This is a genomic window from Pseudomonas sp. RW407, from assembly GCF_003176655.1.
Lineage (GTDB): Bacteria > Pseudomonadota > Gammaproteobacteria > Pseudomonadales > Pseudomonadaceae > Pseudomonas > Pseudomonas delhiensis.
Window position 1 is genome coordinate 638177 of the sequence record NZ_QGSL01000107.1, and the last position, 15329, is coordinate 653505.

Annotated in this window: 8 protein-coding genes and 2 pseudogenes; 6 read left to right on the top strand and 4 right to left on the bottom strand. The window is 67.8% G+C overall.

Annotation, left to right across the window (positions count from 1 at the left end; all coding sequences use genetic code 11):
* Positions 1-446: 446 nt before the first annotated feature.
* Positions 447-1325: a DMT family transporter gene (locus tag DK254_RS26935; RefSeq protein ID WP_109936281.1), complete on the bottom strand. Its 879-nt coding sequence runs from the start codon at positions 1323-1325 to the stop codon at positions 447-449.
* 689 nt (positions 1326-2014) lie between these two features.
* On the opposite strand from DK254_RS26935, the gene DK254_RS26940 reads away from it, so the two are divergent.
* Positions 2015-2425 (top strand): C40 family peptidase, encoded by a 411-nt coding sequence (locus DK254_RS26940; protein WP_256595966.1) that lies wholly within the window; start codon positions 2015-2017, stop codon positions 2423-2425.
* Positions 2426-2436: 11 nt separating this feature from the next.
* Here DK254_RS26940 and DK254_RS26945 read toward each other — a convergent pair whose 3' ends face one another.
* The 3 genes from DK254_RS26945 to DK254_RS26955 all read right to left on the bottom strand — a co-directional run bounded on the left by DK254_RS26945 (position 2437) and on the right by DK254_RS26955 (position 5100).
* Positions 2437-3252: a sugar phosphate isomerase/epimerase gene (locus DK254_RS26945; RefSeq protein ID WP_109936283.1), complete on the bottom strand. Its 816-nt coding sequence runs from the start codon at positions 3250-3252 to the stop codon at positions 2437-2439.
* A 430-nt stretch (positions 3253-3682) separates the two neighbouring features.
* Complete coding sequence (locus tag DK254_RS26950; RefSeq protein ID WP_009618521.1) at positions 3683-4153, bottom strand: MaoC family dehydratase; 471 nt, start codon at positions 4151-4153, stop codon at positions 3683-3685.
* Entirely contained in the window at positions 4150-5100 is a 951-nt protein-coding gene (locus tag DK254_RS26955; RefSeq protein ID WP_109936284.1) for an alpha/beta hydrolase, read from the bottom strand. Before DK254_RS26955 ends, DK254_RS26950 begins: the two co-directional genes overlap by 4 nt.
* Before the next feature lie 223 nt (positions 5101-5323).
* Here DK254_RS26955 and fadD2 point away from each other — a divergent pair, with 223 nt between their 5' ends.
* From fadD2 to hrpA, 5 genes and pseudogenes are all read left to right on the top strand, one after another.
* Positions 5324-7012, top strand: coding sequence for a long-chain-fatty-acid--CoA ligase FadD2 (gene fadD2, locus DK254_RS26960; protein ID WP_109936285.1), 1689 nt, complete (start codon positions 5324-5326; stop codon positions 7010-7012).
* A 234-nt stretch (positions 7013-7246) separates the two neighbouring features.
* A complete protein-coding gene (gene fadD1 / locus DK254_RS26965) occupies positions 7247-8932 on the top strand; it encodes a long-chain-fatty-acid--CoA ligase FadD1 (protein WP_109936286.1) in 1686 nt (561 codons plus the stop codon).
* A 38-nt stretch (positions 8933-8970) separates the two neighbouring features.
* A pseudogene (locus DK254_RS35285) lies at positions 8971-9831 on the top strand (cache domain-containing protein); the annotation flags it as partial.
* Positions 9832-10092: 261 nt separating this feature from the next.
* Positions 10093-10689 (top strand): annotated as a pseudogene (locus tag DK254_RS35290) (methyl-accepting chemotaxis protein); the annotation flags it as partial.
* 141 nt (positions 10690-10830) lie between these two features.
* Entirely contained in the window at positions 10831-14868 is a 4038-nt protein-coding gene (gene hrpA / locus DK254_RS26975; protein ID WP_109936288.1) for an ATP-dependent RNA helicase HrpA, read from the top strand.
* Positions 14869-15329: the final 461 nt, after the last annotated feature.

Sequence of the window (15329 nt, forward strand, 5' to 3'; positions counted from 1 at the left end):
AGCCAGAGCTAGAGCGGACGCGCTTTTGCTTTTCGTAGGAGCGAGCTTGCTCGCGAACCCTGGGTTTCCGCGTTCGCGATAGTTCGTAGGGCGCATAACGCCTACAGCGTTATCCGCCATGATCGCGGACAGAGTCCGCTCCTACGGTTCCAGGACGCACGGGCGTAGGAGCGGACTCCGTCCGCGATCGGATTCAACGCCCCGGCCGGACGCCCCGGTGGCACGGACGACGGCGGATAACCGCGAACGATTATGCGCCCTACGATTCCGTGTTCGCAGGAATGACGAGGAGTGGTCAGGAGTATCAGTCTGACTCCAGACTTCCCAGCGACCCAGGACAGCCCCCTCTCCCTCTGGGAGAGGGTTGGGGTGAGGGGCTCTTGAACCCAGCACCGACGCCACCGTGAAACTCCATTCGCGAGCAAGCTCGCTCCTACACCGCCCCCTCAACCCCGCCGCTGCATCCACGCCGCCGCCAACCCGCTCAGGCAGATCACCGCGATGCCCACCAGCGCACTGGCGCTCGGCACGTGGCTGAAGACCAGCCAGCCGATCAGCCCGGCGAAGACGATCTGGCAGTAGCCGAACGGCGCCAGCAGCGCCGGGGCGGCGTGGCGGAAGGCCTGGGTGAGGAACAGGTGGGCGGACATGCCGCAGGTGCCCAGGGCGAGCATCAGCAGGGCATGGCCGAAGCTCGGGGTGTGCCAGACGAAGGGCACCATGGCCGTGGTCAGGGCGGTGTTCAGCAGGCCGGCGAAGAAGTTGCTGGTGGTCGGGCTGTCCACCGCCGCCAGCTTGCGCGTCAGCAACTGGTAGAAGCAGAAGCACAGCGCCGAGCCCAATGGCAGCAGCACCGCCGGGGTGAACAGCTCGCCGCCGGGGTGGACGATCGCCAGCACCCCGGCGAAGCCCAGGCTCACCGCCGCCCACTGGCCGGCGCTGACCTTCTCGTGCAGCAGCGGCACCGACAGCGCGGTGACCATCAGCGGGGCGAGGAAGTTGACCGCCGTGGCCTCGGCCAGGGGGATGTACTGCAGCCCGGTGGTGAACAGCAGGCTGGTGCCCAGCAGGCACAGCGCGCGCAGCGCCTGTAGCCCCGGCCGGCGGGTGCGCAGCACGCGCAGGCCCGACTGCGGCAGGAAGATGCCGGCCATCAGCAGCGTGTGCACCACGTAGCGGGCCCAGACCACCAGGAGGATCGGATAGAAGCCCGAGAGGTACTTGGACAGGGCGTCGTGGGTGGAGAACAGCGAGGTGGCCAGGATCACCAGAAGGATGCCCTTCAGGGGCTGGCTGCTGCCGGACAGCGCGGAGGCGGCGGTCATCGGGTCTTCCGGTTCGGTGGGTGGAAAAGCAAGGCGCCCGGCAGTGTGCCGGGATTTCGACGAAGCTGCATCCTCGTATACGCCAGGTAGGCGGGCTGCTTGCGACTCGCGGCCGGGGCCGCAGCGCCATGCCGCTTTCGCCGGAACGGGCAGGGGTCAGATGAATGCCCGGCGGATTCAGGACTAATCCCATATGGCTGCCCGCCCCGCGCCGCTACAGTGCTCGCCGCGCTCCAGTGCGAACGACCGCTCCCGCCAACGGACCGGCTCCGCTCGCTGCGACATCCCTCTTGCCTCCGGAGTTCCAGGCCCGGATAGGCCGCAGAACGGAAAGGCCCCCGGCCTGTTCCGCGATGCTCTTGGCCGAACGCCTGGCCGCCCAGCTGCGGAGCCGGGCCATGCCCGGCCTGCAGGGACGCTGGAGAGCCAGCAGCTACCAGGGAAGTAGCAGCCAACCCCACCTCACCCGCACCGCCCTCGTCCGCATAGACCGGGGGCCTGGTGCGGGCTTGCCAGCAGAAGGATTGCGCCACGACTCAAACTCCACCCTGTAGTGTTCCGAAATGCGTGTTTTTCATTGGTTACTTGCTCTTTCGCTGCTTGCCCTGATCGTTCCCCTCGCCCACGCCGACGATCTCGATTCCCCGCAATGGCGCCGTTATTCCCTGGCAACCGTCCAGCCAGCACCGATGGGCCGGAACAGCGCCGTCAGCCCGACCACGCGCCAGCTCATCGTCGCCCGCGCGCACCAGCTCATCGGCCAGCGCTACCGTTGGGGCGGCGACTCGCTGGAAACCGGGTTCGACTGCAGCGGCCTGCTGGTCTACCTGTACCGCCACGTCGCCGACCTGCGCCTGCCGCGCACCACCAGGTCGATGATCGCGCAACGTGACGCGACGATAGCCCGCCATGAACTGCAACCGGGCGATGCTGTGTTCTTCAGCCACAACGGCAGTGGCCGTGCCAGCCATGTGGGCCTGTACATCGGCGACAACCGCTTCATCCACGCCCCCAGTACCGGCAGGACGATCCGCATCGACTCCCTCGACTCGCCCTACTGGAAACGGGCCTACGTGACCGCGCGCAGCTTCAGCGGCTGACCCAGCCGGCCTCAGAGCCGGGCGAGCACCGTTCGTGCCTTGTCCAGGGCCAGGCTGGCGCGCTCCAGGGCGCTGACGCCCTGCTCCAGCAGTTGCCGGGTGGGAATCTCCAGGCTCAGCGGCACCGTCGCCGGCAAGGTGCGCAGCAGGCCGGCCAGGTCGCAGTCGCCATCGCCGGGGAAGCGCCGCTCGTTGCGAGCCTGGCGGAGGATCTCCTGCATGTCGTCCGGGCGCGGGCCGGCCACGTCGCACAGCTGGGCATAGCGCATGCGCTCGGCCGGCACCTGCGCCAGGTCCTGCAGGGACGAGCCGGAGCGGTCGAAGTGGAAGGCATCGACCAGCACGCAGCCGTTGGCCTGCCCGGCGTTCTTCACCACGCGCCAGGCCGTGGCCAGGTCGGGGGCGTCGGTCCAGGGCATGAATTCCAGGTGCGGGTGGATGCCGTAGGTAGCGGCCAGTTCGCACAGCTGCGCGAAGCGCTCGGTCATGCGCGCCTCGTCCGCGTCGTTGCCGGCCACCAGCAGCTCGGTGCCGCCGAACTCGGCGCCGACGGCGAGGATGGGCTCGAAGTCGGCCACGCGGGTTTCCGGCTTCAGGCGCAGGATCTCCAGGTCCAGCACGCGGATGCCGGTGTCGCGCAGGCGCGCCTGGGTCTGGCGGCGCAGCTCGGCGTCGGCCACCAGCGGGAAGTGGTGCTCCTCGGCGGTGGCCGGCACCAGGCGCAGGCCGACATGGCTGTAGCCGGCGCGGGCGGCGACCTCGACCATCTCCGGCGGCGACAGCTCGAGCACGGTCAGGGCGGCGAGGGAAAAGATTCGGTCGGTCATGGGTATCGGTATCCGGGTCACAGGTAAATTGTAGGAGCGCGCCCTGGGCGCGAATCTCGTGGCTTACAGGCCGCGCCGAGGCGCTTTTCGTAGGAGCGAGGGGGGCGCCTAGCTCTTGCTCGCGAACGGTGTTCACCGGCGGTCCAGGTGTCGGGTTCAAGAGCGCCCTCTCCCCAACCCTCTCCCGCAAGCGGGAGAGGGGGCTGTCCGGCGTAAATGGGAATTTCAGCGTCAACCTGTAGGAGCAACTGTCTTTTGGGCTCCGTCGTTCGCGGGAGTGACTGGATCGAAATTCGCGTCTCCCATCTCGCCCCATTGTAGGAGCGGGCCCTGCCCGCGAATCGCGCGCAGGGCGCGCTCCTACAGGTGAGACAGCGGTGGCGGGGTAGGAGCGGACTCCGTCCGCGATTATCCGTCGGCGGAAATGTAATCAGCCGATGGTGATCGGCGGCAGCGCCGGCAGTTCGATGTCCAGCTTCTGCTTCGGCGCCAGCACCTCGGCTTCGCCTTCCACCACCGCCTCGCCGTTCTGGTTGAGCACGCGGGTGCCGATGCGCACGCGATTCTTCGGCAGTTTCTCCAGCACTTCCAGCTCCACGTCGAGCACGTCGCCGATCTTCACCGGGCGGGTGAAGCGCAGGCTCTGGCCCAGGTAGATGGTGCCCGGGCCGGGCAGGGTGGTGGCGATCGCCGCGCTGATCAGCGCGCCGCTGAGCATGCCGTGGGCGATGCGCTCCTTGAACAGGGTGGTGGCGGCGTAGTCGGCATCCAGGTGGACCGGGTTGCGGTCGCCGGAGACTTCGGCGAAGAGCTGGATGTCGCGTTCGCCGACCGGGCGCTGGAAGCTGGCTTTCTGCCCGACTTCGAGCTCGGCGTAGGGAACGTTCTGCACCTGGGTCATGGCTTTTCCTCGTGGTTCGCGCCTTGGCCTGCGGAAAGGACTCCGTCCAGCCAGGCGATCAGGTTGCGGGTGACCTCGTCGCGGTTGGTCTCGTTGAACAACTCGTGGCGGGCCTCGGGGTAGATCTGCGTTTGGACGTCGCGAACCCCGGCGCGGGTCATCGCCCGGGCCAGGTCGCGCAGGCGCTTGCCCTGGCTGACCGGGTCGCGCTCGCCGCCGATGATCAGCAGCGGCAGGGCCGGGGCGATGCGCGCCAGGTGCGGCACCGGGGTGATGTCTTCCAGGCCGCCGAGCAGGTCGATCCACAGCTGGTTGCTGCAGCGGAAGCCGCACAGCGGGTCGCTGATGTACTTGTCCACCTCGCGGGTATCGCGGCTGAGCCAGTCGAATTCCGTGCGGTTGGGCTTGAAGGCCTTGTTGAAGGAGCCGAAGGAGAGGAACTCGATCAGTGCGCTGCGCCCCAGCGGGCCCTGGCGCCAGCGCTCGAAGCGGGCCACCAGGCGCGCGCTGCGGTACAGCGCCACCGGCTGGTAGTTGGAGCCGGAGAGCACCGCGCCTTGCAGCGTGGCGCTGTGCTGCAGCAGGTAGGCGGTACCGATGTAGCTGCCCATGCTGTGGCCGAGCAGGACCACCGGCAGGCCGGGGTGCTGCTCGCGCACGTGGCGGTTGAGGGTGAGCAGGTCGCCCACCACCTTGCCCCAGCCGCCCTGGTCGGCGTAGTGGCCCAGGTCGCCGTGCTCGGCGGTGCGGCCGTGGCCGCGCTGGTCGATGGCGAACAGCGCCCAGCCGGCGGCGTTCAGCGCCTCGCCCAGGCGGGCGTAGCGCCCGGCGTGCTCGGCCATGCCGTGGGAGAGCATCACCACGCCCCTCGGTGCGTCGGCGGCCCAATGGTGGGTGTACAGCGGGGTCTGGTCGCTGGCGGTCAGCCAGTAGGCGGCGTACGGCATGGGCAATCCTTGTGCCGGCTCGGGGTGGCGGCATTCTAGCAGCGGCCGGCAATGCGCAGTGAATCCCGCCCGCGGTGGGGCGAGATTCACGAAATAAATGGGAAGGCCCGAACTATTTGCGCTCCTCCGGGCAACTGCTACTTTGCGACGGATGCCCCAGCGCCGGAAGCCCGAGGGAGCCGGCCGGGAACAGTCTTGCAGGTAATAAAGAGGACAACAGCCAATGCAAGCGGAATTCTGGAACGACAAACGTCCCGCCGGTGTGCCCAGCCAGCTCGACCTGGGCGCCTACAAGTCGGTGGTGGAAGTGTTCGAGCGCTCCTGCAAGCGCTTCGCCGACCGCCCGGTGTTCAGCAATATGGGCGTGACCCTCACCTACGCCGAGCTGGACCGCCTGTCCGCCGCCTTCGCCGCCTACCTGCAGCGCAATACCGACCTCAAGCCCGGCGAGCGCATCGCCGTGCAGATGCCCAATGTCCTGCAATACCCCATCGCCGTGTTCGGCGCCCTGCGCGCCGGCCTGGTGGTGGTCAACACCAACCCGCTGTACACCGCCCGCGAGATGCGCCACCAGTTCAAGGACTCGGGGGCGCGGGCGCTGGTCTACGTCAACCTGTTCGGCAAGCTGGTGCAGGAGGTGCTGCCGGACACCGGCATCGAGTACCTGATCGAGGCGCAGATGGGCGACCTGCAGCCGGCGCTCAAGGGCCTGCTGGTCAATGCCGTGGTCAAGCACGTGAAGAAGATGGTGCCGGACTACCAGCTGCCCCAGGCGGTGCCCTTCAGGGAGGTGCTGCAGCAGGGCCGCGGCCACGCCCTGCAGCCGGTCAAGGTCGGCCTGGAGGACATCGCCGTGCTGCAGTACACCGGCGGCACCACCGGCGTGGCCAAGGGCGCCATGCTCAGCCACGGCAACCTGGTGGCGAACATGCTGCAGGTGGACGCCTGCCTGTCGCAGCACGGCCCCGACGGTCGCCCGCTGATGAACGAGGGCGGCGAGGTGATGATCGCGCCGCTGCCGCTGTACCACATCTATGCCTTCACCGCGAATTGCATGTGCATGATGCACAACGGCAACCACAACGTGCTCATCAGCAACCCGCGCGACATCCCCGGCTTCATCAAGGAGCTGAAGAAGTGGCGCTTCTCCTCGCTGCTGGGGCTGAACACCCTGTTCGTGGCGCTGATGGAGCACCCGGAGTTCAAGGACCTGGACTTCTCCAACCTCAAGGTCACCAACTCCGGCGGCACCGCGCTGGTCTCGGCCACCGCCGAGCGCTGGAAGGCCGCCACCGGCTGCACCGTGGTCGAGGGCTACGGCCTCACCGAGACCTCGCCGGTGGTCAGCACCAACCCCTACGGCGAGCTGGCGCGCCTGGGCACCGTGGGCATCCCGGTGGTGGGCACCGCGCTCAAGGTGATCGACGACGAGGGCAACGAGCAGCCCCTGGGCGAGCGTGGCGAGCTGTGCGTGAAGGGCCCGCAGGTGATGAAGGGCTACTGGCAGCGCCCGGAAGCCACCGCCGAGGTGCTGGACGCCGAGGGCTGGCTGCGCACCGGCGACATCGCGGTGATAGACGCGGACGGTTTCGTGCGCATCGTCGACCGCAAGAAGGACCTGATCATCGTCTCCGGCTTCAACGTCTACCCCAACGAGATCGAGGACGTGGTCATGGCCCACCCGAAGGTGGCCAACTGCGCCGCGGTCGGGGTGCCGGACGAACGTTCCGGCGAGGCCGTCAAACTCTTCGTCGTGGCCCGTGAGCCGGGGCTGACGGTGGAAGAGCTGAAGGCCTACTGCAAGGAAAACTTCACCGGCTACAAGGTACCCAAGCAGATCGTCCTCAAGGAGGCCCTGCCGATGACCCCGGTGGGCAAGATCCTCCGCCGCGAGCTGCGCGAGAGCGCCTGAAACCGACGTCGAAGGCCCTGTTCCGGGGCTTTCCGACGACTGTCATAAAACGTGACCGAAAGCATTGCTTTCGGTCATTTTTTTACCGGCTGACCGGTCTTTGTGCTGGTCGCTCCCCGGCAAAGCTGATAATCTCGGCGCGCCTTCGCTTCCCCGAAAGGGCCGGCAGGCGTCAAAATCACAACAAACAGCCGCATAGCGGTGTATCAGCTGTTGCTTACGGAGTGGGCTTCCATGATCGACAATTTCTGGAAGGACAAATATCCAGCAGGTATCGCTGCCGAGATCAATGCCGACCAGTACCCGAACATCCTCGCGGTACTCAAGGAGTCCTGCCAACGCTTTGCCAACAAGCCTGCCTTCAGCAACCTTGGCAAGACCCTGACCTACGGCGAGCTGTACCAGCTTTCCGGTGACTTCGCCGCCTACCTGCAGAACAACACCGACCTGCAACCGGGCGACCGCATCGCGGTGCAACTGCCCAACGTCCTGCAGTACCCCATCGTGGTGTTCGGCGCCATGCGCGCCGGCCTCATCGTGGTCAACACCAACCCGCTGTACACCGCGCGGGAGATGGAGCACCAGTTCAACGATTCCGGCGCCAAGGCGCTGGTGTGCCTGGCCAACATGGCCCACCTGGCCGAGGAAGTGCTGCCGCGCACCGGCATCCGCCACGTGCTCATCACCGAGGTCGCCGACCTGCTGCCGCCGCTCAAGCGCCTGCTGGTCAACGCGGTGGTCAGGTACGTCAAGAAGATGGTCCCGGCCTACCACATCGGCAACGCCGTCAAGCTCAACGACGCCCTGGCCAAGGGCCGCGGCAAGAGCGTGCGCGAGGCGTCGCCCAAGGCCGACGACGTGGCCGTGCTGCAGTACACCGGCGGCACCACCGGGGTGGCCAAGGGCGCCATGCTGACCCACCGCAACCTGGTGGCCAACATGATGCAGTGCAAGGAGCTGATGGCTTCGAACCTGCAGGAGGGTTGCGAGATCCTCATCGCGCCGCTGCCGCTGTACCACATCTACGCCTTCACCTTCCATTGCATGGCGATGATGCTCACCGGCAACCACAACGTCCTGGTGACCAACCCGCGCGACCTGAACGCCTTCTCCAAGGAGCTCTCGGCCTGGAAGTTCACCGGCTTCGTCGGCCTGAACACCCTGTTCGTCGGCCTGTGCAACAACGAGGCGTTCCGCAAGCTGGACTTCTCCAGCCTGAAGCTGACCCTCTCCGGCGGCATGGCCCTGCAACAGGCCGCGGCCGAGCGCTGGAAGGAAGTCACCGGCTGCGCCATCTGCGAAGGCTACGGCATGACCGAGACCAGCCCGGTGGTGTCGGTGAACCCGTTCCAGAAGATCCAGATCGGCACCATCGGCATCCCGGTGCCCTCGACCCTGTGCAAGGTCATCGACGACGCCGGCAACGAGCTGCCCCTGGGCGAGCGCGGCGAGCTGTGCGTGAAGGGCCCGCAGGTGATGAAGGGCTACTGGCAGCGCCAGGAGGCCACCGACGAGATCCTCGACGCGGACGGCTGGCTGCGCACCGGCGACGTGGCGATCATCCAGGAAGACGGCTACATGCGCATCGTCGACCGCAAGAAGGACATGATCCTGGTCAGCGGCTTCAACGTGTACCCCAACGAGCTGGAAGACGTGCTGGCGACCCTCCCCGGCGTGCTGCAGTGCGCCGCCATCGGCGTGCCGGACGAGCGTTCCGGCGAGGTGATCAAGGTGTTCGTGGTGCCGCGCCCGGGCGTGACCCTGACCAAGGAGCAGGTGGTCAAGCACATGCACGACAACCTGACCGGCTACAAGCGTCCGAAGTTCGTGGAATTCCGCGAGAGCCTGCCGACCACCAACGTCGGCAAGATCCTCCGCCGCGAATTGCGTGACGAAGAGCTAAAGAAGGCCAGGGCCTGAGCCGATAACAAGAAACCCGCCACACGGCGGGTTTTTTGATGCCGTCGTCCCTGCCTACGGAGGCCGCCCCCGTGATTCCCTCCCTGCGCCTGCGCGCCAAGGTCCTGAGCCTGGCGCTGATTCCCATCCTGCTCCTCACCCTGGTGCTCTGCGCCGTGACCCTGGTGGCGCTGAAGCGGCTGTCCACGCAACAGGAGGAACAGATCCGCCAGAGCCTGATCGAGGACCGCCAAGTCCAGCTCAAGCAGTTCGTCGACGTCGCCCTGGCGGCGGTCGGCCCGCAGTACCAGGCCGCGGCCGAGGGCGACGCCGCGGCGCGCCAGGCCGGGGTGGCGCTGCTCAAGCGCCTCACCTACGGCAACGGTGGCTACTTCTGGGGTTATGACACCCGCTCGGTGCGCGTCTTCCAGGGCACCACCGAAGAACGTATCGGCGAAGACTTCAGCAGCTTCCGCGACCCCAATGGCGTCTATGCCATCCGCGAGCTGGTGCGCGCCGGCCAGGACGACAGCCACTACGTGCACTACAGCTTCACCCGCCCGGGCAACAGCGCCATCGTGCCGAAGATCGGCTACGCCCAGTACCTGCCGAAGTGGAACCTGGTGTTCGGCACCTCGCTGAACCTGGACGACATCGAGGAGGACGTGCAGAAGGCCCGCGAACAGTTGCACGACCATATCAACGACCTGCTGCTGCTGATGATCGGCTCGGCGCTGGCGCTGCTGGTGGTCATCGGCCTGGTGGCGGTGCCCACCGGCAACGCCATCGTCCGCCCGCTGCTGCGGATCAAGGCCAACCTCGACGACATGGCCGCCGGCGATGGCAACCTGACCCACCGCCTGCCGGTGGAAAGCCGTGACGAACTGGGCGAACTGGCGCAGTCGTTCAACCGCTTCGTCGAGAAGATCCACAACCTGGTGCAGCAGGTGGCCGGCACCACCGGGCAACTGTCCGGCCTGGTCGGCAACGTCGCCCAGCAGGCGCAGCGCTCGGAGCAGGCGATGGCCGGCCAGCGCAGCGAGACCGACCAGGTGGCCACGGCGATCAACGAGATGACCGCCGCCGCCCAGGAAGTGGCGCGCAGCGCCCAGCGCGCTGCCGACGCCGCCCGCGACACCGACCGCGAGGGCCAGGCGGCCAAGCGCGAGGTGGACCTGTGCGTGGCGCAGATCAACGACCTGGCCGGCGAGGTGAGCAGCAGCAGCGAGGCCCTGGACACCCTCAGCCAGGACGTGCGCGGCATCGTCGGCGTGCTGGAAGTGATCCGCTCCATCGCCGAGCAGACCAACCTGCTGGCGCTCAACGCGGCCATCGAGGCGGCCCGCGCCGGCGAGGCCGGGCGCGGTTTCGCGGTGGTCGCCGACGAAGTGCGCGCACTGGCCAGCCGCACCCAGCAGAGCACCGGCGAGATCCAGCAGATGATCGACCGCCTGCAGGCCACCACCGCCGGCTCCGTGCAGGCCATGCAGCGCGCCAGCGAGATGGCCGGGCGCACCCGCAGCCAGGCCGACCAGGCCGGGCAGTCGCTGGACGCCATGGCCAACCTGATCGGCACCATCAACTCGATGAACGCGCAGATCGCCAGCGCCGCCGAGGAACAGACCGCGGTGGCCGAGGAGATCAACCGCAGCGTGCACCAGATCGCCGATGCCGTGGACCAGGTGGCCGAGGACTCCGTGCAGGGCGCGCGCACCGCCGGCGAGCTGAGCGGCCTGGGCGAGCGGCTGCGCCAACTGGTCGGCCAGTTCCGCATCTGACCCCCGCCTGAAAAGCCGCCGCCATGCATTGGGCATGGCGGCGCCGGCCGCTGGTCTGCGACAATCCCCGCATTTGTCCCATTCCGGAGCGGCCGCCTGCCAGGCGCGCGGCCGCGTTCCGCCGAAACGCCAGCGCAGCCGATGACCGACGTAACGCCCAGCCCCGACCAGCTCCTGCAACGCCTCGACCAGGCGTTGATCCGCGACCGCCACCGCCTGCGCCGGCAGTTCCACGAACTGCGCAAGCACCCCGACGAAGGCAAACTGGCGCAGTGGGTCGAGCGCTTCCAGGCCTCCTGCGCCAAGGTCGAGGCGCGCCGCGCCAGCGTCCCGGCGATCCGCTACGACGACAGCCTGCCCATCGCCGCCAAGCGCGACGAGATCAAGGCCGCGCTGCAGAAGAGCCAGGTGGTGGTGATCGCCGGCGAGACCGGCTCGGGCAAGACCACCCAGCTGCCGAAGATCTGCCTGGAGCTGGGCCGCGGCAGCCACGGCCTGATCGGCCACACCCAGCCGCGCCGCCTGGCTGCGCGCAGCGTCGCCACACGGGTGGCCGAGGAGATCGGCACGCCGCTGGGTTCGCTGGTGGGCTACCAGGTGCGCTTCGAGGACCAGAGCGACGACAGCACCCTGGTCAAGCTGATGACCGACGGCATCCTGCTGGCCGAGACCCAGCACGACCGCTACCTGGAGCGCTACGACACCATCATCGTCGACGAGGCCCACGAGCGCAGCCTGAACATCGACTTCCTGCTCGGCTTCCTCAAGACCCTGCTGCCGCGCCGGCCGGACCTCAAGCTGATCATCACCTCGGCGACCATCGACCTGGAGCGTTTTTCGAAGCACTTCGGCGATGCGCCCATCGTCGAGGTCTCCGGGCGCACCTACCCGGTGGACACCTGGTACCGGCCGCTGGCCGCCGAAGTGGACGAGGACGGCGAAGCGCTGTTCGACGACCTCTCGGTGGACGAAGGCATCCTCCGCGCGCTGGACGAGATCGCCGCCCACGAGCGCGAGATCGGCAAGCGCCCCGGCGACGTGCTGGTGTTCCTCCCCGGCGAGCGCGAGATTCGCGATGCCGCGGACATGCTGCGCAAGGCCAACCTGCGCCACACCGAGGTGTTGCCGCTGTACGCGCGGCTGACCCCGGCGGAGCAGCAGAAGATTTTCGCGCCCATGCCGGGGCGCAAGATCGTGCTCGCCACCAACGTCGCCGAGACCTCGCTGACGGTGCCGGGCATCCGCTACGTGATCGACAGCGGCACCGCGCGCATCAGCCGCTACAGCTACCGCGCCAAGGTCCAGCGGCTGCCCATCGAGGCGGTGTCCCAGGCCAGCGCCAACCAGCGCAAGGGCCGTTGCGGGCGGGTCGAGCCGGGCATCTGCGTGCGCCTGTACAGCGAGGAGGACTTCAATTCGCGGCCGGCCTTCACCGACCCGGAAATCCTGCGCACCAACCTGGCGGCGGTGATCCTGCAGATGCTCCACCTGCGCCTGGGCGACATCGAGGCCTTCCCCTTCATCGAGCCGCCGGACGGCAAGGCGATCAAGGACGGCTTCACCCTGCTGCAGGAGCTCTCGGCGGTGAACCGCGAGGGCCAGCTGACCCCGCTGGGCCGCCAACTGGCGCGCCTGCCGGTAGACCCGCGGCTGGGCCGCATGCTGCTGGAAGCGGCCAACCAGGGCAGCCTCAACGAAGTGCTCACCGTGGCCAGCGCGCTCTCCGTGCAGGACCCGCGCGAACACCCGATCGAGCGCCAGCAGGCCGCCGACCAGGCCCATGCGCAGTGGAAGGACCCGGACTCCGACTTCGCCGCGCTGATCAACCTCTGGCGCGGCTTCGAGGAACAGCGCCAGGCCCTGGGCTCCAATGCCCTGCGCAGCTGGTGCCGGAAGAACTTCCTGAATTACCTGCGCCTGCGCGAATGGCGCGACGCACACCGCCAGCTCACCCTGATCTGCCGCGAACTCAAACTCCCCTTCGGCAAGGGCGATGCTCCCCGTAGGAGCGAGCTTGCTCGCGAACAACCCAACGCTCCGAAACCCCAGGCGGCCAAAGACGCGAAGAGCGTTCGCGAGCAAGCTCGCTCCTACAAGGAAGGGGAGCAGCCCAAGCGCGACATCGACTATGGCGCGGTGCACAAGGCCATCCTCTCCGGCCTGCTCAGCCAGATCGGCCAGAAGAGCGAGGACGGCGACTACCTGGGCGCGCGCCAGCGGCGCTTCTGGATCCACCCCTCCAGCGTCATCGGGCGCAAGAAGCCGCAGTGGATCATGGCCGCCGAACTGGTCGAGACCACCAAGCTGTTCGCCCGCATGGTGGCGAAGATCGAGCCGGACTGGCTGGAACCCCTGGCCGGCCACCTGGTGAAGAAGAACCACCTGGAACCGCACTGGGAGAAGAAGCGCGGCCAGGTGGTGGCCTACGAGCAGGTGACCCTCTACGGGCTGATCATCGTCGGCCGCCGCGCCGTGCACTACGGCCCCATCGACCCGCCGGTGGCGCGCGAGCTGTTCATCCGCGAGGCGCTGGTGCGCGGCGAGATCAACAGCCGCGCCAAGTGCCTCTCGGCCAACCGCCAACTGCTGGAAAAGCTCGACGAGCTGGAAGCCAAGGCGCGCCGCCGCGACATCCTCGCCGACGAAGAAACCCTGTTCGCCTACTACGACGCACGCCTGCCGGCGGACATCTACCAGACCGCCAGCTTCGAGAAATGGTACGAGCGCGAGCACAAGCAGCAGCCCGACCTGCTGATCATGCGCGAGGAAGACGTGCTCGCCCGCGACGCCAGCGAAGTCACCGCCGGCCTCTACCCGGACCGCCTGCGCCTGGGTGAGCTGCAGCTGCCGCTGACCTACCACTTCGAGCCGGGCCACCCGCGCGACGGCGTGACCCTGCGGGTGCCGGCGCCGCTGCTGCCGCAGCTGCCCGCCGAGCGCCTGGAATGGCTGGTGCCGGGCCTGCTGGAGGCCAAGTGCGTGGCCCTGGTGCGCAACCTGCCCAAGGCCATCCGCAAGAACTTCGTGCCGGTGCCGGACTTCGTCCGCGCAGCGCTGGGCAAGATGGTCTTCGCCGAAGGCGCGCTGCCCGAGGCCCTCGGCCGCGAACTGCAACGCATGACCGGTGGCCGCGTGGCCGAGGAAGCCTGGGCCGAAGCCGAGACCCAGGTGGAAAGCCACCTGCGGATGAACATCGAAGTGGTGGACGCCCGCGGCAAGTTCCTCGGCGAAGGCCGCGACCTCGCCGAACTCACCGCGCGCTTCGCCGAAGCCAGCCAGGCCGCCCTGGCCATCCCGCAGTCCGACAAGCCGCAGAAACCGGTGGAAGCCAAGGGCTTCGCCGAGGTGGCCGAGAAGGCCCAGCAGAAGGTCGCCGGGCTGTCGATGACGGTCTATCCGGCGCTGGTGGAGGAGGGCGGCACGGTCAAGGAAAACCGCTTCCCGACCCAGGCCGAGGCCGAGTACCAGCACCGCCGCGCCCTGCAGCGCCTGCTGTTGCAGCAGCTCGCCGAGCCGGCCAAGTTCCTCCGCGGCAAGCTGCCGGGGCAGACCGAGATGGGCCTGCTGTACCGCGAGCTGGGCCGCGTCGAGGCGCTGGTGGAAGACATCCTCCTGGCCAGCCTGGACAGCTGCATCCTCGAAGGCGAGGCGAACCTGCCCCGCGACGGCGCGGCCCTGGCCTCGCTGGCGGAGAAGAAGCGCGGCGCCTGGACCGAGCACGCCGAACGCCTGGCGCGCCTGGTGCTGGACATCCTCAAGCTGTGGCACGGCCTGCAGAAGCGATTCAAGGGCAAGGTCGACCTGGCCATGACAGTGCCGCTCAACGACGTGAAGGGGCAACTGGCCAACCTGGTCTACCCCGGCTTCGTCCGCGATACCCCGCTGGAATGGCTGAAGGAATACCCGCGCTACCTGAAGGCGGTGGAACAGCGCCTGGACAAGGTCGCCGGGCAAGTCCAGCGCGACCGCGTGTGGAGCGGCGAGATGGCCGGCTACTGGGACCAGTACAAGGCCCGCCAGGCCAAGCACGCCCAGGAAGGCAAGCGCGACCCGCAGCTGACCCTGTACCGCTGGATGCTGGAGGAATACCGCGTGTCGCTGTTCGCCCAGCAGTTGGGGACGAAGATGCCGGTGTCGGACAAGCGCCTGTCCAAGCAATGGAGCCAGGTGGAGGCCTGACGAGGTTTTTCGTAGGAGCGAGCTTGCTCGCGAACAGTGTTTCCCGGCTGCTCCGGTATTCGAGAGGGACTCCGCTCCCTCTCCCTAACCCTCGGCTGCGCGCCCCGCCCTGAAGGGAGAGGGGACCGTTCGGCGTGCTCGGGTGTTTCGGCGTTAGCCGGAAGCGAAGTTGCAGGTTGAAACCATGCCCATCCGCCGGTACGGACAAGCCCCCTCTCCCTTCAGGGAGAGGGCTGGGGAGAGGGGACGGACTTCGATATCACTCCGTAGCTGAGCTAGGCGCCATCGTTCGCGAGCAAGCTCGCTCCTACACAAAAGCGTCAATCCCGCTGCGGAGTCCGGCTGCGCCAGCGCGTTGGGCTTCGGTGCATCGGCCAACGGCGGATAACCGCGAACGGTTATTCGCCCTACGATGGGTGCCAATCGCCGGCAAAGGGTTCCACGAACGTAGGAGCGGACTC